The sequence below is a fragment of the Actinoplanes sichuanensis genome (assembly GCF_033097365.1).
Lineage (GTDB): Bacteria > Actinomycetota > Actinomycetes > Mycobacteriales > Micromonosporaceae > Actinoplanes > Actinoplanes sichuanensis.
Genome location: NZ_AP028461.1, coordinates 9256644 through 9276261, shown reverse-complemented (window position 1 = coordinate 9276261; position 19618 = coordinate 9256644). Strand labels below are relative to the sequence as shown.

The 19618-nt window shown below is 70.1% G+C and carries 20 protein-coding genes and 1 riboswitch; of the genes, 15 read left to right on the top strand and 5 right to left on the bottom strand.

The window, feature by feature from the left end:
• Positions 1-20 precede the first annotated feature (20 nt).
• The 5 genes from Q0Z83_RS42640 to Q0Z83_RS42620 are packed head-to-tail and all read left to right on the top strand — an operon-like array spanning position 21 to position 3746.
• Positions 21-533: a SigE family RNA polymerase sigma factor gene (locus Q0Z83_RS42640; RefSeq protein WP_317789127.1), complete on the top strand. Its 513-nt coding sequence runs from the start codon at positions 21-23 to the stop codon at positions 531-533.
• Positions 517-1539 carry a hypothetical protein gene (locus tag Q0Z83_RS42635; protein WP_317789126.1) on the top strand — a complete coding sequence of 341 codons (1023 nt, stop codon included), beginning with the start codon at positions 517-519 and terminating at the stop codon, positions 1537-1539. The genes Q0Z83_RS42640 and Q0Z83_RS42635 overlap by 17 nt, the downstream gene beginning before the upstream one ends.
• 31 nt (positions 1540-1570) lie before the next feature.
• Positions 1571-2083: a SigE family RNA polymerase sigma factor gene (locus Q0Z83_RS42630; protein ID WP_317789124.1), complete on the top strand. Its 513-nt coding sequence runs from the start codon at positions 1571-1573 to the stop codon at positions 2081-2083.
• Complete coding sequence (locus Q0Z83_RS42625; RefSeq protein WP_317789123.1) at positions 2067-3107, top strand: hypothetical protein; 1041 nt, start codon at positions 2067-2069, stop codon at positions 3105-3107. Before Q0Z83_RS42630 ends, Q0Z83_RS42625 begins: the two co-directional genes overlap by 17 nt.
• 15 nt (positions 3108-3122) lie before the next feature.
• Positions 3123-3746 carry a UbiX family flavin prenyltransferase gene (locus Q0Z83_RS42620; RefSeq protein ID WP_317789122.1) on the top strand — a complete coding sequence of 208 codons (624 nt, stop codon included), beginning with the start codon at positions 3123-3125 and terminating at the stop codon, positions 3744-3746.
• Here the strand turns inward: Q0Z83_RS42620 and Q0Z83_RS42615 are convergent.
• Positions 3743-4018: a BldC family transcriptional regulator gene (locus tag Q0Z83_RS42615; RefSeq protein ID WP_317789120.1), complete on the bottom strand. Its 276-nt coding sequence runs from the start codon at positions 4016-4018 to the stop codon at positions 3743-3745. The genes Q0Z83_RS42620 and Q0Z83_RS42615 overlap by 4 nt on opposite strands.
• A 212-nt stretch (positions 4019-4230) precedes the next feature.
• Here Q0Z83_RS42615 and Q0Z83_RS42610 point away from each other — a divergent pair, with 212 nt between their 5' ends.
• The 4 genes from Q0Z83_RS42610 to Q0Z83_RS42595 are packed head-to-tail and all read left to right on the top strand — an operon-like array spanning position 4231 to position 8626.
• A complete protein-coding gene (locus Q0Z83_RS42610) occupies positions 4231-4680 on the top strand; it encodes an Lrp/AsnC family transcriptional regulator (protein ID WP_106329284.1) in 450 nt (149 codons plus the stop codon).
• An 8-nt stretch (positions 4681-4688) separates the two neighbouring features.
• Positions 4689-5786, top strand: coding sequence for an L-cysteine desulfhydrase Cds1 (locus Q0Z83_RS42605; protein ID WP_317789118.1), 1098 nt, complete (start codon positions 4689-4691; stop codon positions 5784-5786).
• Positions 5787-5819: 33 nt separating this feature from the next.
• Complete coding sequence (locus Q0Z83_RS42600; protein ID WP_317789117.1) at positions 5820-7106, top strand: hypothetical protein; 1287 nt, start codon at positions 5820-5822, stop codon at positions 7104-7106.
• A gap of 56 nt (positions 7107-7162) precedes the next feature.
• Positions 7163-8626 carry a hypothetical protein gene (locus tag Q0Z83_RS42595; RefSeq protein ID WP_317789116.1) on the top strand — a complete coding sequence of 488 codons (1464 nt, stop codon included), beginning with the start codon at positions 7163-7165 and terminating at the stop codon, positions 8624-8626.
• Here Q0Z83_RS42595 and Q0Z83_RS42590 read toward each other — a convergent pair.
• From Q0Z83_RS42590 to Q0Z83_RS42580, 3 genes are all read right to left on the bottom strand, one after another.
• Complete coding sequence (locus tag Q0Z83_RS42590) at positions 8610-9251, bottom strand: putative glycolipid-binding domain-containing protein (protein ID WP_317789115.1); 642 nt, start codon at positions 9249-9251, stop codon at positions 8610-8612. The two genes, Q0Z83_RS42595 and Q0Z83_RS42590, sit on opposite strands and share 17 nt — an antisense overlap.
• Before the next feature lie 355 nt (positions 9252-9606).
• Complete coding sequence (locus Q0Z83_RS42585; RefSeq protein ID WP_317789114.1) at positions 9607-11517, bottom strand: DEAD/DEAH box helicase; 1911 nt, start codon at positions 11515-11517, stop codon at positions 9607-9609.
• 281 nt (positions 11518-11798) lie between these two features.
• Positions 11799-12374, bottom strand: a complete 576-nt coding sequence (locus tag Q0Z83_RS42580; protein ID WP_317789113.1) for a hypothetical protein — start codon at positions 12372-12374, stop codon at positions 11799-11801.
• A 1012-nt stretch (positions 12375-13386) separates the two neighbouring features.
• Here Q0Z83_RS42580 and Q0Z83_RS42575 point away from each other — a divergent pair.
• Positions 13387-14316, top strand: a complete 930-nt coding sequence (locus Q0Z83_RS42575; protein ID WP_317789112.1) for a hypothetical protein — start codon at positions 13387-13389, stop codon at positions 14314-14316.
• Positions 14317-14440: 124 nt separating this feature from the next.
• Here the strand turns inward: Q0Z83_RS42575 and Q0Z83_RS42570 are convergent, their stop codons facing one another.
• Complete coding sequence (locus tag Q0Z83_RS42570) at positions 14441-16051, bottom strand: C40 family peptidase (RefSeq protein WP_317789111.1); 1611 nt, start codon at positions 16049-16051, stop codon at positions 14441-14443.
• 200 nt (positions 16052-16251) lie between these two features.
• On the opposite strand from Q0Z83_RS42570, the gene mqnE reads away from it, so the two are divergent.
• From mqnE to lepB, 5 genes are all read left to right on the top strand, one after another.
• The gene (mqnE, locus tag Q0Z83_RS42565; RefSeq protein WP_317789110.1) at positions 16252-17421 is read left to right on the top strand and encodes an aminofutalosine synthase MqnE; all 1170 of its coding nucleotides are present in this window, start codon (positions 16252-16254) and stop codon (positions 17419-17421) included.
• Between the two features lie 18 nt (positions 17422-17439).
• Positions 17440-17847: a hypothetical protein gene (locus Q0Z83_RS42560; RefSeq protein WP_317789109.1), complete on the top strand. Its 408-nt coding sequence runs from the start codon at positions 17440-17442 to the stop codon at positions 17845-17847.
• Positions 17848-17858: 11 nt separating this feature from the next.
• Positions 17859-18176 carry a DUF4229 domain-containing protein gene (locus Q0Z83_RS42555; protein WP_317789107.1) on the top strand — a complete coding sequence of 106 codons (318 nt, stop codon included), beginning with the start codon at positions 17859-17861 and terminating at the stop codon, positions 18174-18176.
• Positions 18177-18241: 65 nt separating this feature from the next.
• On the top strand, positions 18242-18568 hold the full coding sequence (locus Q0Z83_RS42550) for a PadR family transcriptional regulator (RefSeq protein ID WP_317789106.1): 327 nt from the start codon (positions 18242-18244) through the stop codon (positions 18566-18568).
• Between the two features lie 221 nt (positions 18569-18789).
• Positions 18790-19344: a signal peptidase I gene (gene lepB / locus Q0Z83_RS42545; RefSeq protein ID WP_317789105.1), complete on the top strand. Its 555-nt coding sequence runs from the start codon at positions 18790-18792 to the stop codon at positions 19342-19344.
• A gap of 112 nt (positions 19345-19456) precedes the next feature.
• Positions 19457-19515, top strand: a riboswitch (cobalamin riboswitch).
• The last annotated feature ends 103 nt before the right edge of the window (positions 19516-19618 follow it).

The following is a 19618-nucleotide window of genomic DNA, read 5'->3' as shown; positions in this document are numbered from 1 at the left end:
CGGGCTTCCGTCTTATCGGCGTGAGCGATAGAGAGGCCGGATTCCGCGAGTTCGTCGCCGCGCGGATGGAGCCGTTACGGGGGCTCGCCTATCTGACCTGCGGCGACTGGCAGGTGGCCGAGGACGCGGTGCTGTCCGCCCTGGCCAAGCTGTACGTGAAGTGGAACCGGGTGGACAACCCCGAGGCGTACGCCCGGACCGCGGTGGTGCGCGCCGCCATCGACGAGACCCGCCGCCCCTGGTGGCGGCGTGAGCAGGCCCGCAGTCACGCCATGCCCGATTCGGCGTTGCCCGACGACGCCACCGGTGCGGTCGACGAGCGGCTGCGGCTGCGACAGGCCCTCGACGGCCTACCGGCCCGGCAGCGGGCGGTGCTGGTGTTGCGCTTCCTGGAGGGGCTCAGCGTGCAGCAGACCGCCGCGGCCCTGAAGTGCCCGGAAGGCACCGTGAAGGTCTACACCTCGCGCGGCCTCGACGCGCTCCGCCAGATTCTCGGCCACGAGCTGGAGGCCCGTCATGAAGCCGCTGTCTGAGTTGATGCAGGAGCAGATCCGGACGGACGCGCCGCCGCTCCGGCACACCGTCGACGACGTGCTGGCGGCCGGCCGGCGGCGGGAGCGCCGCCGTAACTCCGGCTGGGCGCTCGCGGCGGTGGTCGCGGTGGCCGCCGCGATCGGTGTGCCGCAGCTTGCCGGTCGGCACCCGGAACCGACCCCGCCACCACCGGCGGCGACCACTCCAGCACCCGCCCCGAGCCGTGGAGACCAGATCCCGTCGGCGGCCCGGTTCACCGGATACCAGGTGAAGAAGTACCGGGTCGGAACACCGACGATCTTCAGTCTCGGTTACACGTTCGCCAGTGTGATGCCGATCAAAGGGTTGCACGGAGGCGGCGATCTGCGCGTGTTCGAGCCCGGTGTCGACCCGATCGCCCGGATGGGAATCGGTGCGCGAACCGCGGCCGACCCGATCCGCGGCCGGCCGGCGTCCACCTTCACCGCTCCCGGCCCGAAGGCGGGTTTGATCTGGGAGTATGCGGACGGCGCCTCGGCCGTCCTGACCGCTGACCTGGAAACGACCCAAGATGTGCTGCGCGAGGTGGCCGAAGGGTTCCGGCTCGGCTCGGAGACACCGGTGACGGTCGCCTTCAAGGTCGGCTATGTGCCGGCCGGGTTCCGGCTCTTCAGTGTCAGCCAGGACGAGAAGTTCTCACTCGCGCACTTCCTGCCGACCGACGACGTGGCTCGGCAACTCACCGGCCCCGGCCGGCTGCCCTTCGCCGACATCGGCCTGACCAAGGGCGACCTACAGCTGATCATGAGTCAGGTGCCGGTGCCGGGCGACATCCCGGACTGCGCTCACGACGCGTGCCGGGCCCGGCTTGTTCTGCCCGGTGGCCGCTACCAGCTCGACGTCAGCGGCAGCATCTCCGAAGCCGAGGCCCAGAAAGTGCTCGACTCCGTGGTCCTGTCCGCGCCGGAGGACCACGCGACGTGGATTCCGGTCGAGGAGGCGGTTCCGGCGCGATATCGCATGTAACCCGGCACGATGATCGCACCGTCTAAACCGCGTGAGCGATCGAGAAGCCGAGTTCCGGGAGTTCGTCGCCGCGCGCACCGAACCGTTGCGCGGGCTGGCGTATCTCACGTGCGGTGACTGGCAGGTGGCCGAGGATGCGGTGCTGGCCGCTCTCAGCAGGCTTTACGTGAAGTGGAATCGGGTGGACAACCCGGCGGCGTATGCCCGGTCCGCGGTGGTGCGGGCCGCGATCGACGAGACCCGCCGCCCGTGGTGGCGGCGGGAGCAGTCGCGCAGCCATTCGATGCCCGATTCCGCGCTGCCCGACGACGCCACGGGGGCGGTCGACGAGCGGCTCCGGGTTCGGCAGGCCCTCGACGGTCTGCCGGCCCGGCAGCGGGCGGTGCTGGTGCTGCGCTTCCTGGAGGGGCTCAGCGTGCAGGAGACCGCCGCGGCCCTGAAGTGCCCGCAGGGAACCGTGAAGGTGTACACCGCGCGTGGCCTCGACGCGCTCCGCCAGATTCTCGGCACCGAGATGGAGGCCGGTCATGGAACAGCTGTCTGAACTGTTGCGTGAGGCCAAGGCGAACCCGCCGGCGGCCCGCTACAGCGTCGAGCAGGTGGTTGAGGCCGGCCGTCGGCGGCGTCGCCGGAGGAACGGCGGGTGGGCGGTCGCGGCCGCGGTGGCGGTGGCCGCCGCGATCGGGGTGCCGCAGGTCGTCACCCGCGCCGACGGACCCCCGCCGGTCCCGGCCGCGCCCACGCCCGCGCCGGTCACGACGTACACGTTCCGCGGATACACGGTCGACGGGTACGTGGTGGAGGACCCGTTCATCCTCGACGTCGGCGCCGTGGTGGCGAGCGTCGAGAGGGCGGCGGGTGGGGCGAAGCCGGGGGTCGGATCGCTCACCGTGTACCGGCCCGGTGTCGCGCCGGAGCATCCGCTGACCGGCCTCACCGCCGCCGAACCGGTTGCCGGGCGCACCGCCTTCTACCGCACGGTGTCCTTCCGGACGATCCTGACCTGGGAATATGCCGACGGGGCGTATGCCGAGCTGGCGACCGGCGAGAACACGACGAGTAAGGCGGACGCCTACCGGATCGCCGCCGGCCTGGTCCTGGGCGGTGGCGCGGAACCACGGATCGCCCTGCGGGTGGGCTACGTCCCGACGGGCTACCGGCTGATGGAGACGTGGAGCACTCCCGGCGAGGTCACGCCGTTCCTGAAGTCGATGACGAACATCATGTTCGCGCCGGCCGACTCCCAGCGGGAGCTCCTGACGAACCCGGGACGGATGTTCAACCGGAACGGCAGCGGTGACCGGAAGTTCCACGATCAACTCGTGGTCGGTCTGTATCCGTCGCGTGCGACACGAGAGCAGATGCCGCCGAACCCGTGCGACGAACGGTCCTGCACCCGCGTGCTGGACGACGACGTCAGCATGCTGACGGTCGGCGGTGACCTGCCGATCGAGGAGATCCGCAAGGTGTACGAGTCGGTCACCGTGGTCACCGACTTCACCGATGACGCCGGGTGGTACCGGTTGAGCGAGGCGATCCCGACCGCGGCGCAGCTCTCAGTGGAGTAGCGGCACACTTGAACCATGCGTGAACCATGGATCGTCGGCGTCAGCGGAGCGTCCGGAACCCCCTATGCCAAGGCGGTTCTGACCGCCCTGCTGGACGCCGGCGAGTCCGTCGACCTGGTCGTCTCCCGGGCCGCCCGGCTCACCCTGCTGGACGAGACCGGAGCGACGATCCGGGATGCGCACTGGAAGGACGACGTGGCCGCCTGGCTCGGCCGCGATCTGGGCGACCTCGCCTATTGGCCGGCCGGAGACCTGGCCGCCGGCCCGAGCTCCGGTTCCTATCCGGCGCGCGGGATGGCGGTGGTTCCGGCCAGCACTGCGGCATGTGCGGGTATTGCTGTCGGGCTATCGAAGGACCTGCTGCAGCGAGCGGCCGAAGTGAATCTGAAGGAGCGCCGTAGGACGGTGGTGGTACCCCGGGAAACCCCGGTCACCCGCAGTCACCTGGAACATCTGATCAGCCTGCACGACGCCGGTGCCGTGGTGCTGCCGGCCAGCCCCGGATTTTACGGCTCCGGGGCCGGTGCGACGGCACGACAACTGATCGACTTCGTAGCCGGAAAGGTGCTGGACGCTTTGGGCGTACCACACACGCTTTTCCGCAGATGGACCGGTGAATTGGGTGAGAGGAACGCTTAGCGCAAGCCGTTCGGCGGGCCGAAGCCCGTCCCCGGATTGCTAGGACCGTTGTTCCGCGGTTTGTTCGCGGCGTCGTCCTCGCGCATCTCCTCGATCACGCCATCGCCTTCAAGCAATGCGCGAACTTCTGACTCACGGAATCGGCGGTGTCCACCCGGAGTACGGATACTGCCGATCCGGCCTGCGGCGGCCCAGCGCGTGACCGTTTTCGGGTCGACGCGGAACAACGCGGCCACCTCGCCCGGTGTCAGCAGACGATCTCCAGTGTCCACAACCCCCTCCTCGGTTCGGTTTCTGGAGCGGCCGGTGGTCACGGAGAGTGTCGGCGTGCTCGATCGGGACGTAAAGCCATTAGAGCACCGCCCCTGAACCAAGTCCGTGAAATGCGGAAAAAGCCCCGATTGCGACAGTGGTCATTATCCTGCCGCCCATTCGCCGCTACCGGGCGTGAAGGCGGGAGCGCCACCCGATTAGGGTTTGAAGCATGGACTCCATCGACCTCCGGCTGATCGACCTGCTACGGGAGAACGCGCGCTCGTCGTACGCCGAACTCGCCCGCAAGGTCGGGCTCTCCGCCCCCGCCGTGCACGAGCGAGTGGGTAAGCTCGAGACCGCCGGAACCATCCGCGGCTACCGGGCCGACATCGATCACGAGGCGATCGGGCTCGGTGTCACCGCGCTCATCGGCATCATCGAGGACTCCGGCGCCGACACCGACGACGTCCTCGCCGCGGTCCGTGCCATGCCCGAGGTGGAGAGCTGCTATTTCATGGCCGGCGTCGAGTCCTATCAGCTCACCGTGCGAGTCGGCACGATCGCGGAACTGGAGCAGTTGATCGTGCGAATAAACCGGACACCGGGTGTCGCCTCGACCCGGACCGCGATCGCCCTCTCCACGAAGTGGGAGAACCGCCCGCAGCCCGGTCTGGGCTGAGGTCGGGGATGGAACCCACCAAGCTCGACCGCTCGGACAACGTGGCCCGCGACTGGGCCCGCGACGCGATCGCCCTGGTCGAGGCGGACGCCAACCGCTCCGCCGACACCCACCTGCTGCCCTACCCACTGCCGATCAGCTGGGGCATCGACCTCTACCTCAAGGACGAGTCGTCGCACCCCACCGGCTCGCTCAAGCATCGGCTGGCCCGATCGCTGTTCCTGTACGCGCTGTGCAACGGCTGGATCGGCCCGCAGACCACGGTCGTCGAGGCGTCCTCCGGGTCGACCGCGGTCAGTGAGGCATACTTCGCCCGGATGCTCGGTCTGCCGTTCATCGCCGTGATGCCGGCCTCCACGTCGCCGGAGAAGGTCTCGCTGATCGAGTTCCAGGGCGGCCGATGTCATCTGGTCGGCGAGGCGACCCAGGTGGTTCCGGAGGCCCGGCGACTCGCCGCCGACCTCGGTGGGCACTTCATGGACCAGTTCACGTACGCCGAGCGGGCCACCGACTGGCGTGGCAACAACAACATCGCCGAATCCATCCACAGCCAGCTCGCTCTGGAACGGCACCCGGTCCCGGCCTGGGTCGTCGTCGGTGCCGGCACCGGTGGCACCAGCGCCACCATCGGCCGCTACGCACGGTATCGGCGTCTCGACACCAGAGTCTGCGTTGTCGATCCCGAGGGGTCGGCGTTCTGGCAGGCTTACCTTGCCGGCGACTGGACCACGGTGACCGGCCGGGGCTCGCGCATCGAAGGGATCGGCCGGCCCCGGGTGGAGCCGTCGTTCCTGCCGTCCGTGGTGGACCGCATGATCCACGTGCCGGACGCCGCGTCCCTCGCCGCGATGCGGGCCGGGTCGGCCACACTGGGCCGGCGGCTCGGCGGGTCGACAGGTACCAACCTGTGGGGCGCGTTCCGGCTGATCGCCGAGATGCGCGCGGCCGGCCGTACCGGATCGGTGGTGACGTTGATCTGCGACGGCGGCGAACGGTACGCCGACACCTACTACTCCGATGACTGGGTGGCCGCCCAGGGGCTCGAATTGTCCCCTTACTCCAGGGTGATTGAGCGATTCATGGACGGCGGCGACTGGCCGGGCTGACATCCATCGACGGGCCGTGATTAGATCCGGCTCGTGGAGGATGACCTCGATCATCGATCGGGTAGGGATTGGGTGGCGCGGGCGTTCGGCGCCTTCGGGGTGATGCTGCTCGCCGTCTCCTCCGTCAGCGTGGTCTTCTGGCCGCAGCCGCAGCGACCGAAGCCGGCGACCGCCGCCCCCGTCGTGGCGCCCGACCCGTCGACCGTGATCGAGCGGGATGTCCGGTTCGCCCTTCAGGGGCAGGTCGACGCGCTACTCAGCGGTGACGAGGCGGGTTGGTTGGCGCCGGTCGACCCGGCGGCGCGGAAACGCTACCGGGCCATCTACCGAAACCTGCGCAACCTGGAGATCAGCCGGGCCGAGTACGGTGTGGAGATCCTCGGCGGGAGCACCACGAGCGCGGTCGACGCCCGGTTCATGCTGAGCTACTGCCTCAGCGACGCGGCCTGCCCGGCCTGGGACGACTCGGTCGGCCGCGGCCCGCCGAAGGTCCTCTACGAGCTGACCCTGACCCGGCGTGACGGCGGGTACGTGGTCACCGGGATCGCCGACATCAAGGACGAGAACCCACTCCAGCCGACCCCGTGGGAGAACACCGAACTGCGTTTCGCCCGCGGCGAGCGGGTCATCGTCGCCGGACCGCCCGGCCAGGCGAAGAACCTCCAACGCGTGCTCACCGCGGCCGAGAAGGCCGCGAAGATCGTCGACCGTTTCAGCACCGAGCCGCCGGCTCGCTACCGGGTCTATCTCGCCGACGACAAGACCTGGAAGCAGTGGTACGGCGGCCAGCTCTCGAAATGGGTCATCGGCTATCACATCGCCCTGAACCAGACCGGTAGCGACATCGTCCTCAAAGCCGGTGACGTGCTCGACTCCGATCGCCAGCTCGCCATCACCGTCCAGCACGAGATGGCGCACGCCGTCACCATGGTCCCGTCCCGAAACTGGGATCAGGACGAGGACCTGTGGCTCATCGAGGGCGTCGCCGAGTACATCGGGTTCTTCCCCGGAAAACCACAGAACACCGAGAGCCGGTACTCGCTGCGGTCCTGGTTCGACGAGCACGGTCCGATCAAGTCGATCGTGCGGCCGGAGCTCACTGACGAATCGGACGATCTGACGGTCAGCACCCTCTATGCCACCGGGCACTACGCGGTCGGTTGCCTGGCCGACAGGTACGGACGGGCTCGGATGCTCGTCTTCGTCAAACAGGTGATCCAGGAGGGTCAGGACCTCGATCCGGCCTCGCGAACAGCCTTCGGGAAGCCCTTCAAGACCGTCGACAAGGCATGCGTCAGCTGGATCACACAACGCGTCTGATCGCTGGGCCGAAATGGGATAGAGGACCGTCGAAACAGGTGGTTAGATCCTCGGTCATGGATGAGTCGCCACAGGCTGAGTCGCTGCCCGAGCCGTCGGCTGAGACGTCTCCCGAGCAGTCTGTCGAGTCCTCCTCCGAGGCGGACCCCGAGCCCGATCCCGGCCTCGTCGCCGAGGCGCCTCCCGGCCTTGTCACCGAGGTGCCGCCCGGCTTCGTCGCCGATGCGTCGCCTGCGCCGCGACGGCCCTCGGCGCTGATCGCTGGACTAGCCGTGCTGGCGCTCGCCGCCGGTGCCGGCGCGGTGATCTTCTGGCCGGACCGGCCGGAGCCCGCCACCGCCACCCCGGTCCCGTCGGCCTCGGTCACGCCCTCCGCCTCGGCCACCCCGCCGACCCCGCTCGAGCAGGTCAACGCGCTGATCGACGCGCAAGCCCAGGCACTGGTCAAGGGCGACGAAGCGGGCTGGCTCGCCCCGGTCGACCCGAAGCTGCAGGGCCGCTACCGGACGATCTTCCAGAACCTGCGGGCGCTCGAGGTCACCGCCGCCGACCTGACCATCGACGGTGAGCCGAAGATGGCCGGCACCACGATGAAGGTCCGGGTCGACCTCAACTACTGCTTCAGCGGCGTCGACTGCCCGGCCCACCGCTCCGACCCCGGAGCCGGCGCCCCCGCGATGATCAACACACTCACCTGGACACCGCGGAACGGCTCCTACACGATCACCGCGATGGCCGGCGCCGGCGTCCAGAACTACCTGCAACCGGCCCCCTGGGAGAATGCCGCGCTGACCGTCGCTCAGGGCCGGAGGGTGATCGTGGCCGGCCCGAAATCGCAGGCCGAGAACGTGCGTCGGACCCTGCCGCTGGCGGAGAAAGCGGCCGCGGTCGCCGACCGGTACGGCACCCGGCTCCACAACGAGCAGAAGAAGTACCGGATCTACCTCGCCGACGACAAGGGCTGGAAGAACTGGTACTCGGGCATGGCCCCGAACTGGTCGGTCGCGTACCACCTGCCGCTCAACGGCATCGGCAGCGACATCGTGGTGAAAGCGGGCGAGGCGATGTCCGGCAGCAACCGTGAGGTCACCGAGATCATCCAGCACGAGATGGGCCACGCCGTCACCCTCAACGACAACCGCAACTGGGACGACGAGGACGATCTGTGGCTGATCGAGGGCGTCGCCGAGTACATCGGCTACCAGCCCAGCAAGCCGCAGAACAGCTACAGCCGGGACGCGCTCCGCTACATCCAGGCCCGCCGCGGCGCGGTCAAGACGATCGCGTTGCCGCCGCTCACCGATGAATCCGACGACCTGACCGTCGCGCGGCTCTACGCCACCGGGCACTTCGGGGTGGGCTGCATCGCCGAGAAGTTCGGCGAGGACAAGATGTTCAACTTCGTCTCACTGGTCCTGCGTGAAGGTCTGGAGCTCGACGTCGCCGCACAGGTCGCCCTCGACAAGCCCTTCAAGACCGTCGACAAGGCCTGCGTCAGCTGGATCAAGCAGAAGCTGTGACCCGACGGGCCAGCCCCGGCCGGTCCGCCACGAACCCCTCGTCGTCGCAGATCAGGTCGACGCTCGTGGTCTCGTCGGCGAACCGCACCCGCCCATCGCCCAGTGGCGTGTAGATCTGGTCCGCCTGCACCACTTCCAGGCTCGGCACCAGGACCCAGGCCACACTCAGCCGATGCGACACACCGGCCGCCGCGGCCTCGGACGAGTCGAGCAGCCCGAGTCGCCGGATCGGCAAGGTGGCGAAGAGCGACGATCCGCCCAGCCCGACATCGAACGCGCCATACAACAGATCCGGGTCGTCGCACCCGGGTAAGCCGGCCCGCGCGTGACCGTTTCTGGTCAGTTCCGCGTCTAGATCGCCCTGTTCAGAAGCGGTCACCCGCCAGCGGCCCGCGGCCAGCTCCAGCCGCACGGCACGCGCCCAGCCGGCACCCTCGGCCCGCACGTCCAGTCGGGCGGTCGCCCAATCCGGACCGGTCTGCACCTCATACCGACAGGCGAACGGCACGGGCGCGGCAGCCAGAAGAGTCCCCTGCGCATACAGACCGTCGCGCGCCTCCAGCAGGGCATGCTCGGCGCCGGAGACGTCGCTGCGCTCCCAGAACACCGCAATAGGCAACGGCATGCCAAAAACCTACCATTTTGTACGACCTACGAAGGTCCCGTGGCTACCCCGCGACGCAGGCGAAACTCCCGCCCACCAGCGCGTCTTTCGGGCGGAATCCGTTGCCCACCGCTACCCCACAACCGGTCCCGCCCGCCGTCCACTCGCAGTGTGGTGAGTTGTGGCGCGGATCGGACCGTAGGGCGGCACCGGGACCATGGTGAGGGATCGCTTCAGCCCGGAGGCGCGTCGCGGGTGGGACGGGTCGCCTGCGTCGCGTCGTAGCCACGGGACCTTCGTAGGTCGTACCGAATCGGATTTTGGAAAGGCCGAAGCCCCGACCGCCTGGAGGCGACCGGGGCTTCGGTGGGAGTTGTCAGTAGCTGCGAGCCGGGCGGGTGCCGAAGCGGCCGCCCGGGCCCTCGCGGCGGTCGCCGCGGTGGCTGTCGGTGCGGTGGCCCTCGCGGCGCGGACCCGACGGGCGGTCGCCGAAGCGGTCGCCGGCCGGACGGTCGCCGAACGAACGCTGCGGACGGTCACCAGTCGGACGGTCGCCGAACGAACGCTGCGGACGGTCACCGTAGGAACGCTGCGGACGGTCACCGGCGGGCCGGTCGCCGAACGAGCGGTCACCAGCGGGCCGATCGCCGTAGGGGCGGTCCGAACGCTGACGGTCGCCGAAGCCGCGGTCACCGCGGTCACGGTCGCTGGACGGGCGGTCGCCGAAGTTCCGGTCACGGTCGCCGAACGAGCGCTGCGGACGGTCGCCGAACGAACGGTCGCCGGCCGGGCGGTCACCATAGGAACGCTGCGGACGGTCACCGAAGGTCCGCTCGTTGCGGTCGCCGTACGAGCGCTGCGGACGGTCACCGTACGAGCGCTGCGGACGGTCACCACGCGGGCGGTCGCCGAAGCGGCCACGGGAGCCGCCGGAACGCTCGCGGCGAGGCTCCGGCTCGTCCACGACCGGGACGCCACTGGGCTCGCGGGCGCCGGTGATCTCGGACAGCTTGTCGTCGCCCAGACGGACGCGGGTCTCGGCGGGGGCGACCCCGGCCTTCGACATCATCGCCTGCGTGGTGCGGCGCTGCTTGGGCAGCACCAGCGTGACGACCGCGCCGGACTCACCGGCCCGAGCGGTACGGCCGGCCCGGTGCAGGTAGTCCTTCGGGTCCTTCGGCGGGTCCACGTGCACGACCAGCGAGATGCCGTCGACGTGGATGCCACGGGCCGCCACGTCCGTCGCGACCAGGACGTTCGTCCGGCCTTCCTTGAACTCGGCGAGCGTACGGGTACGGACGCGCTGGGTCTTGCCGCCGTGCAGGGCACCGGCCCGGACACCGACCGCCGCAAGCTGCTCGACCAGCCGGTCCACGCCCATCTGGGTGCGGGCGAAGACGATGGTCTTGCCGGCCCGGTTCGCGATCCACGACGTGATCGGGAACTTGTCAGCCGGCGGGATCAGCAGCAGGTGGTGATCCATGGTGGACACGCTCGCCTCGGCCGGGGCCGTCGAGTGCGTCACCGGGTCGTGCATGAACCGCTTGACCAGGGTGTCGACGTCACCGTCCAGAGTGGCCGAGAACAGCAGGCGCTGCGCGTTCTCCGGGGTCTTCGCCAGCAGATCGGTGACCTCGGGCAGGAAGCCCATGTCAGCCATCTGGTCGGCCTCGTCGAGCACGGTGACCTCGACGTCGTCGAGCTTGCAGGCGCCACGCTCGATCAGGTCGCCGAGACGACCCGGAGTGGCGACGATCACCTCGACGCCGCGGCGCAGGGCGTCCATCTGACGGTCGTACGGGACACCGCCGACCGCGGTCTTCAGGAACACGCCGACCGACCGGCCCACCGGCATCAGCGAGTCGGCGACCTGCATCGCCAGCTCACGGGTCGGCACCAGGATCAGCGCCTTGGGGTAGTGCGGCCGGGCCCGGCCACCCTGCGCGATGCGAGCCAGCACCGGCAGGCCGAACGCCAGCGTCTTGCCGGAGCCGGTCTGGCCACGGCCCAGGACATCCCGCCCGGCCAGCGCGTCCGGCACGGTCGCGGCCTGGATCTCGAACGGTGTGGTGATGCCCTCACGTGTGAGGACGCGCACGATCTCGGCCGGGAGGCCCAGGTCGGCGAAGGTCTTGGCGGGGGCCTCGACGGCCTCCGGGGTGGTCTCGGCGACCTCGGTGGTCGTCTCGGCGACCTCGACGGCCTCGGGGGCGGCCGGGGTGTCGCTCTCGGTGCTGCTGTTGTCGAAGACGGACGGGAACGTGCTGGGATCAGCGAAAGTGGTCAAGAGAACCTCTCTACGGGGGCGCATGCTCGCGAATGGCCCGCCGCGGTCATCGGAGACCGCCCGCTGAAATGCCCGCAAGAACGCCCGTGGCGTGCACCGGGTGGGCACGCCGCGTCAATAACTACCATCAGTGTACGGGTGAACGTCTGAACCGCCGACCGCATTCCGGCCGGGTAGTGGGCATGCTCACCCCGAAGCGCAACCGCGCAAGCTTAAACGTTCGAGGCCCCGGGCGACAAAACGCCGGGACCTCTTGGCACTGTCGGGACTGCGTCAGTTGGTCACTTGCCGGTCAGATTGCCCAGGAAATCGGTGAACGCGTCACCCGCTGTGAACACGAACACAAGGCTCACCGTCACCAGCAGGCCGAGAACCGCGAGCATGGCGATGACCACCTTCACATTGCTGCGGCGCTGGTCGACCGGCGCGTCATACCAGCCCTGGGCCAGGATGTGGCCGGTCAGTGAACCCGAGTTCTCCACCGGGTCGGAGACCGGCATCGTCATGTCGATCGCGGGATAGCCACCGGTGCTGTACACCGTGCCCTGCCCGCGCTGCTGCGGCACGCCGCCGGCGACCGGGCTGATCGGAGTGGTCGGCGGGTTGCCGTACTGAGCGGGCTGCGGGGTTCCGGCAGAGACCGGCTGGGTCATCTCGATGTTCTCCGGCGACGACGGGAAGCCCCGGTAGGGCGTCCCGCGAGGAGCGCTCTGCGGGGCCGGTGGCAGACCTGCCGAGGCGGCGGTGGGCGGCAGGGTGTAGCGGGGCAGGCCGTTACCGCCCGCTGGACCGTTACCGCCCGCCGGACCGTTACCGCCCGCTGGACCGTTACCGATCGCCGGACCGGTACCGATCATCGGCGCCGGTGGAACCGGAGCTGGCGGAACCGGGCCGGGTCCGGGTGGGATCGGGCTGGGGCCGGGTCCGGGTGGGATCGGGTTCGGGCCGGGTCCGGGCGGGATCGGGCTGGGCGGCACCGGAGTCGGCGGCACCGGGCCCGGAGGCACGGGTGTCGGCGGAATCGGGCCCGGAGGGACCGGGCTCGGCGTAGGTGTCGGCGCGGGTGGGACCGGGCCGGGCTTGGGCGTCGGCGGGACCGGCTTCGGCGCCGGGAAGGGCGTCGGCGGTTTGTCCGGTTCCGGGTCGGTCGGTTTCGACGGGGCCGGGGGCGCCGGGGGTGCGGGTACAGGCTGGGGCTCGGCCGGCTCCGGGTCCTTCTCCGGTTCGGCGGGATCGGGGTCGGATTGCTTCGGCTCGGATGGCTTCGGCTCGGATGGCTTCGGCTTTTCGGGCGCGGGCGGGTCGCTCAGCTTCGGGTCCGCGAATTTCGGGTCCGAGGGCTTCGGGTCGGACAGCCGCGGGTCCGAGGGCTTCGGGTCGGACAGCCGCGGGTCGGACGGCTTCGGGTCGGACAGCCGCGGGTCGGACAGCCGCGGGTCGGACAGCCGCGGGTCGGACGGCTTCCCGGATTCGGCCGGCCCTTCCGGGGCGGCGGCGTCCTTGGTCTCGGCCGGGCTCTTGGCGTCGGCCGGGTTCTTCGCGCCGGAGACCGGGACGGCCACCGAGGCGGAGCCGACTGGTCGTGGGGCCGCGCCGTAGACCTTAGGCTGGCCCGCCGCACGGGCTGAGGCGGGCACCTCATCGGCGGCCGGGCGGACCACACCTGGCACTGCGGCCCGGGCAGCGCCGGAGCCGGGTACCGACGAGACCGGCCGCACCGATGAGCCGAAGGCGGGGGACGAGACCGGGTTACTAGTACCGGCGCTCGGCTGGGCAACCTTGGGCGCCCCAGCGGCCGGGGCAGAGCCAGCGGCGTCGGCGGCCGGGGCAGAGCCAGCGGCGTCGGCGGCCGGTCCGGTGGAGGCAGGGGTGTTGGCGGCCGGTCCGGTGGAGGCAGGGGTGTTGGCGGCCGGTCCGGTGGAGGCAGGCGCGTTGGCGGTTGGCGCGGCGAGGGCGGGCGCGGTGGCGGCCTGCGCGGCGCTGGCTGGTGGCGCCGAGGCCGGTGCGACAGAAGCGGATGCCCGGGCGACAGGGGCGGCGGAAGCCGGAGCCCCCGAGGACGGGGTGGTTGGAGCGGGGGCGGCCGAAACCGGAGCGGAGGCACTGACCCGGGACGCGGGCGGAGTGGAGACGGGAACTGCCGCGGACGCTTTCACGACCGGTGCCGGGGAGATCGGTGCGGCCGAAACCGGCGTGGCAGATCCCGGAGCAGCAGCCGCGGGCCCACCGGAAACCGGCGAGGCTGCCGGTTCGGCAGGGGTGGCGGACACCTTGGCGGCTGCGGACTCGGTGGGCGCCGAAGCGGTGGCGGGCCTGACCACGGCGGGAGCCGGGTCGGAATCGGCGGACGCCGGGGCAGCGGACACCGGCGCGGCTGAGACGACCGCAACCGACGCGGCAGAGGCTGCGGAGGCCGGTTCGGCGGAGTCCGAGGCGGCCGGCGCGTCGGAGGCCGGATCAGCGGAGGCTGCGGAGTCCGGGGCGGCCAGCGTGTCCGAGGCCGGTTCGGTGGAGGCCGGTTCAGGGGAGGCCGGGGCCTCGGCGGACGGCGAGGCAGCCGAAGGGGTGGCGGTGGGCTTGGGATCATCGGCCGGGGTGGCCCACAACGCGCCCGGGGCGGGCGGCGGCGGGGGAGCGTACTCCTCGATGTCGTTCGCGGGCGGCCGGGCGGCGGACGGCGTCCTGATCTCGCCGTCCTTGGTCGCCTGCTGCTCGTCCATGGGTCCTCCAGACCACCGCTGCCGACGAAGACTCGGACGTCGGGCGCTGACCATAACCGTGCCACATCAGTCGGTGTGAACACACCCGGCATCAGCGTCACTCGCCCGGCTACGACCGTCCGATGGCCGACTGGCCGGTTCGGGTCGTTGCGTCGGGACCGTTCTACCTGCTTACCGGGCCGGCGCCGTTTGTCGAAAGATGGCTAGTTGTCACCGGAACCCGCCGAGGCGGACCCCGAGGCGGAGCCCGACGCGGCCGCGGCTCCGGAAGCGGCGGCCGCCTGCGAGGCGCTCGCCGCCGCTGAACCGGTGGTGGTGCCGACCGAGGCGCTCGGGGTGTTCGTGTCGGGCGCCTTGGACGACTCGCCGGCCGACGGCTGCGGAACCACCGGCGGGTTCGAGCTGCCCGACGGCGACGGCGAGCTCGACGGAGATGTCGACGTCGACGGCGACGTGGAGGTGCTCGGCGAGGTCGAAGTGCTCGGCGACGTGCCCGTGCCCGGTTTCGTCGACGTGGAGGTGCTCGGCTTGACGCCACCCGGCGACTTGCTGCCGCTCGGCGACGGTGACGGCGACTTGGTCGGGGTGACCGGCTCGTCCGGGTCGGGGCTGCCGAGGTCGGGCGTCTCGGTCTCGCCCTCGATCGAGCCGTAGATCCGGGTGGCGGCGAACAGCCGCGACCACCGGACCGGGGTGAGCCGGACGTTCAGGCCGGTGCGCGGAGCCTCGACCATCATGCCCTGACCCGCATACATGGCGACGTGGTGAATACCCGTCCAGCTGCTCGACGAGCTGAAGAACAGCAGGTCGCCGGGGAGCAGCGAGTAGCGGGAGACCTGCCGCTCGCGAGTCTGGTAATACTGGTCGCGGGACACCCGGTTGAGCTGGAAGCCGACCGAGCGGTACGCCGCCCACATCAGGCCGGAGCAGTCGTACTGATCCGGGCCCTCCTCGGACCACACATACGGGTCGCCGCGCTGGGCGAGCGCGAACTGCAGGGCCTGCACGGCCCGCGGGTCGGCGCCCCGGCCGGCGTCGGCACCGGACAGGTACTCCGCGCCGAGCTGCTGGTCGGCCGCGTTCGCGGTGCTCTCGGCGGCGCTGATCTCGGCGCGATTGTCATTCTCGAGTTTGGTCTGCGCGGCCTGCTTCTTGGCCAGGTTCGCATTCAGCTGGGTCCACTGGGCGGCCAGCGCCGTGTACTTGGTGTTGGCGGCGACCTGCTCGGTGGTCGAGGTCCGGGCCGCCTCCTCGGCGGCGATGAGACGGCGGGCGGCCGCCTCATACGACGAGGTGGCGTCGCCCCGCTGCATGCGGGACAGCGCGTCGAGCTCGGCCCAGCGGGAGTCGATGGCGCCGGGCGGGAGGGCGGCGTCCTGCTGCATGGCGGCGGCCGCGGACTCCTGCGCGACGGTGCGGGCCTGAACCAGGGCCTGCTGGGTCTCGGTGACCCGGGCGGTCGCGGCGGTGAGCTGCGTCTGGGCGAGGTCACGGTCCTGCCCGACGAGGATCAGCTGATCACCGAGGGTGGCGATCTCGGCCCGACCCTTCTCCACCTTCTGCAGGATGGGGCTCGCGGGGACGCCGGGGGTGATCAGTGAGGGCGTGGGTGTGGTCGGCGTGGTGACCGGGGCGCCGGGGAGCACCAGGTTGCCGATCGCGACGGGCTGGGAGCCGGCGTCGGGCACGGTGGTCGTGGTGCCGGGGACGAGCGGCTCGGCCATCGCCGGGATGGGCTGGAACAGCGCCGCGATCGCGGCCGCCACCGCCGCCGAGCAGATCAGCGGGCGTAGACGAGGGCGCGCGAAACGCAAGCGATGCGTATTGCCTCGCCGCACTGCCTTGGCCATGAGCTCCCCGTCCGCGACGGTTACGACCGTCGCTTGTCGTCCCTAAAGGTTCATACCGCAAGGCCCGTACCGGTGTCGATCGAATGAAGGTGAAAGCACGCTGAGAATTTTTCAGATGAACGGTGCCGCAGGTCACCGATGGGTGGCGACGTACCCTCGTGCACATGGATGCGGGGTTGAAGCGGGAGCTGGAAGCGAAGGTCTATGCGGGCGAGCGGCTGTCCCGTGAGGACGGTGTCGCGCTCTACGCGTGTGACGACCTGGCCTGGCTCGGCCGGCTGGCACATCACAAGCGGACCGTGATGAACGGTGACCGGGTGATGTTCAACGTGAACCGGCACCTCAACCTCACGAACGTCTGCTCGGCCAGTTGCGCGTATTGCTCCTTTCAGCGCAAACCCGGCGAGAAGGACGCGTACACGATGCGCATCGACGAGGCCGTCGCCAAGGCCAAGGAGATGGAGGACGAGCAGCTCACCGAGTTGCACATCGTGAACGGTCTGCACCCGAGCCTGCCCTGGCGTTACTACCCCAAGGTGCTGCGCGAGCTGAAGGCGGCGCTGCCGAACGTCAAGCTCAAGTGCTTCACCGCGACCGAGGTGCAGTGGTTCGAGAAGATCAGTGGGCTGTCGGCGAGCGAGATCCTCGACGAGCTGATGGACGCCGGGCTGGAGTCGCTGACCGGCGGTGGCGCCGAGATCTTCGACTGGGAGGTCCGGCAGCACATCGTCGACCACGCCTGCCATTGGGAGGACTGGTCACGGATCCACCGGCTCGCGCACGAGAAGGGCATGAAAACCCCGGCGACCATGCTGTACGGCCACATCGAGGAGCCGCGACACCGGGTCGACCACGTGCTGAGGCTGCGTGAGCTCCAGGACGAGACGGGTGGGTTCGCGGTCTTCATCCCGCTGCGCTACCAGCACGACTTCCACGACTCACAGGACGGCAAGGTCCGTAACCGGATCCAGGAGCGCACCACGATGGCCGCCCCGGCCGAGTCGCTTAAGACGTTCGCGGTGTCCCGCCTGCTCTTCGACAATGTGCCGCACCTGAAGAACTTCTGGGTGATGCATGGTCTGTCGGTGGCCCAGCTGTCGCTGAACTTCGGTGTCGACGACCTGGACGGTTCGGTCGTCGAGTACAAGATCACCCACGACGCCGACTCGTACGGCACCCCGAGCACCATGCACCGTGACGACCTTCTTCACCTGATCTGGGACGCCGGTTTCCAGCCGGTCGAGCGGGACACTCGTTATCAGGTGGTACGGGAGTACGACACGGCGCCGTCGCTGGCCGAGCGCCGCAGTGAGCCTCAGAAGATCTGGGCCTGACCGGGGGATGGTGCGCCGATGACCCAGCAGAAAGACGCCGGCGGCCGGCTGGCCACGATCGGTGACCTGCTGGGTTCCGCGTTCGCCGGGTTGGCTGTCGGCGCCGCGGTCCTGCTGGTCTTCGAAGCCGTGATGGCGCTGACCGGGCTCGGCGATTTCGGCGAGTCCAACGGCTGGCTCGTGATGATCCTGCCCGTCTGGCTGTTCGTCGAGGAGTTCCGTGGCGAGGGCTTCGGTGCGCATCGGATCATGGTGGGTGGACTGGCCGCCGGGTTCGGGGTGGCGACCGGTATGACGGTGGCCGGTCTGGTGGCCGAGGTCGCTCCGCCCTTGGTCAGCGGCGGCTCCGGCGCGCTGACCGGTACGGTCGTGTATTGCCTGGTCTGGTTCTACGGCCTCCGGTGGCTCAGTCACCGGTCGGGCTGAGGGAGATAACGATGAAGCCCGCCGTCAAGTACGCGCTCGGCCGCCTCGGCCTGTTCCTGGTCGTGTTCGCGGTGCTGATCCCGACGACTCCGTTGAACATCCTGGTCAAGGCGATGGTCGCGCTCGTCGCAGCGTCCGGCTTGTCGTTGATCCTGCTACGTGGCTGGCGCGACCAGTCGGCTGAGCAGTTCGGCGAGATCGCCGCCCGCCGCTCGGCGGAGAAGGAGCGGTTGCGCTCGGCGCTCGCCGGTGACGAGGTCGCCGCGGCCGAGGGCGACCGGGTCACCGCCGCCGACATCGTCGAGCACGCGAAGCGTCCCGGCGCCTGATTCCCGGCATCGAGCGATGCCGGGCTCTTGACACCACACAAGTCGAGTTATGTAGAGTTTCGGCCATGCCGAGGACACCGCATGCCTCGCCGCAGACGCTGCGGCTCTTCGAAGCGCTCATGAAGGCGCCGACGACCTGGCGTTACGGGTATGACCTGAGCCGGGAGACCGGCCTGGCGTCCGGGACGCTCTACCCGATCCTGATGCGCCTCACCGAGCAGTCGCTGCTGGAGGCCGCCTGGGAGCCGTCCGACCAGCCCGGCCGACCGCCCCGGCACACCTATCGCCTCACCGGCGACGGTGTGGCCCTGGCCAAGGTCCGCCTCGCCGACGCCGCCGCGAAGGCCGCGCCCCGCCGGACCGCCGCCGCCAAGATCGTGAGGCCGGCATGACGCGGCAGAGCAAGGCCGGCGGGAACGGTGCCGCCGGGAGCGAGGCCGGAATCTGCGCGGCCTGCGGGAACGAGGCCGCCATCAGCGAGGCCGCGAGGAGCGGGGCCGGCGGAGGCGGGGCCGGTGTGTGCGGAAACGGTCTGACGAGGCTCGCCCACCGGGTGCTGACGGCCGCCGTGCGCGGCCGGAAAGAACGGGGAGGTCCGTGGGGTGAGGCGGTCTTGGCCGAGTTCGATCAGGCGGCCGGGACCGCGGCGGCCCTGCGATGGGTGGTGGGCGGCCTGCGGGTGGCGATCTCCGAGCGGTACGCCCGCCGCCCCGCCGTCTACCGGATCGCGATCGGTGTCCTGGCTGTGCTGCTGGCGGCCCCGTTCCTGGTCACCGTCAAGTACGTGCCGAGCGGCAGCATGCAACCGACGATGGAGATTGCGAGCCGCTACCTCGTCGACAAGGCCGGCTTCCACCTGACCGGTCTGGATTACGGGGACGTGGTCATCCACCCGCTGCCCGATTTCCCTGAACGCGATACCGAGCGCCGGGTCCTCGGGTTCGCCGGCGACCGTCTCGACTGCCGGGCGGGTCACCTGTTCCGCAATGACGTGGCGGTGGACGAGCCCTATCTACGCGAGGGCACGGTGACCGAATGTGAGCCGGTCACGGTGCCGGAGGGGGCCCTCTACACACTCGGTGACCACCGGGAGGTCGCCAACGATTCCCGGCTCTCCGGCTTCGTACCGGCGGATTCGGTCATCGGTCGTGTGGTGCTGTTGAGCTGAGCCGAAGGTCATGGCCGAAAAAGGACACCGTCACCAGTGCGGACACGAATCGCACCGGTGGCGGTTCCCGGCATGTGGTGGGTTAGCGTTTCAGGGACCGCGCCGCAGCGAAGCCGGTGAGAAACCGGAGCTGTCCCGCAACTGTGATCCCTCTTCGGAGGTCTAGCCAGGTCGCCTGGGCGTCGGTCGCGATTCAGCGCTCCCGGGGAGGGGCGCCTCGCGGGCGGCGGCCAACGGCGGCCCCTGTCGGCGAGCACCAATGCCCGGCCGACCG

Bases quoted from the DNA above. Each gene is read 5' to 3' on its own strand.
- Q0Z83_RS42595 (WP_317789116.1), top strand. From the start codon at position 7,163: ATGGATGAGTCGCCACAGGCTGAGTCGCTGCCCGAGCCGTCGGCTGAG.
- Q0Z83_RS42625 (WP_317789123.1), top strand. From the start codon at position 2,067: ATGGAACAGCTGTCTGAACTGTTGCGTGAGGCCAAGGCGAACCCGCCG.
- Q0Z83_RS42560 (WP_317789109.1), top strand. From the start codon at position 17,440: ATGACCCAGCAGAAAGACGCCGGCGGCCGGCTGGCCACGATCGGTGAC.
- Q0Z83_RS42620 (WP_317789122.1), top strand. From the start codon at position 3,123: ATGCGTGAACCATGGATCGTCGGCGTCAGCGGAGCGTCCGGAACCCCC.
- Q0Z83_RS42610 (WP_106329284.1), top strand. From the start codon at position 4,231: ATGGACTCCATCGACCTCCGGCTGATCGACCTGCTACGGGAGAACGCG.
- Q0Z83_RS42605 (WP_317789118.1), top strand. From the start codon at position 4,689: ATGGAACCCACCAAGCTCGACCGCTCGGACAACGTGGCCCGCGACTGG.
- Q0Z83_RS42580 (WP_317789113.1), bottom strand. From the start codon at position 12,374: ATGATCGGTACCGGTCCGGCGATCGGTAACGGTCCAGCGGGCGGTAAC.
- Q0Z83_RS42550 (WP_317789106.1), top strand. From the start codon at position 18,242: ATGCCGAGGACACCGCATGCCTCGCCGCAGACGCTGCGGCTCTTCGAA.
- Q0Z83_RS42590 (WP_317789115.1), bottom strand. From the start codon at position 9,251: ATGCCGTTGCCTATTGCGGTGTTCTGGGAGCGCAGCGACGTCTCCGGC.
- Q0Z83_RS42635 (WP_317789126.1), top strand. From the start codon at position 517: ATGAAGCCGCTGTCTGAGTTGATGCAGGAGCAGATCCGGACGGACGCG.
- Q0Z83_RS42555 (WP_317789107.1), top strand. From the start codon at position 17,859: ATGAAGCCCGCCGTCAAGTACGCGCTCGGCCGCCTCGGCCTGTTCCTG.
- mqnE (WP_317789110.1), top strand. From the start codon at position 16,252: ATGGATGCGGGGTTGAAGCGGGAGCTGGAAGCGAAGGTCTATGCGGGC.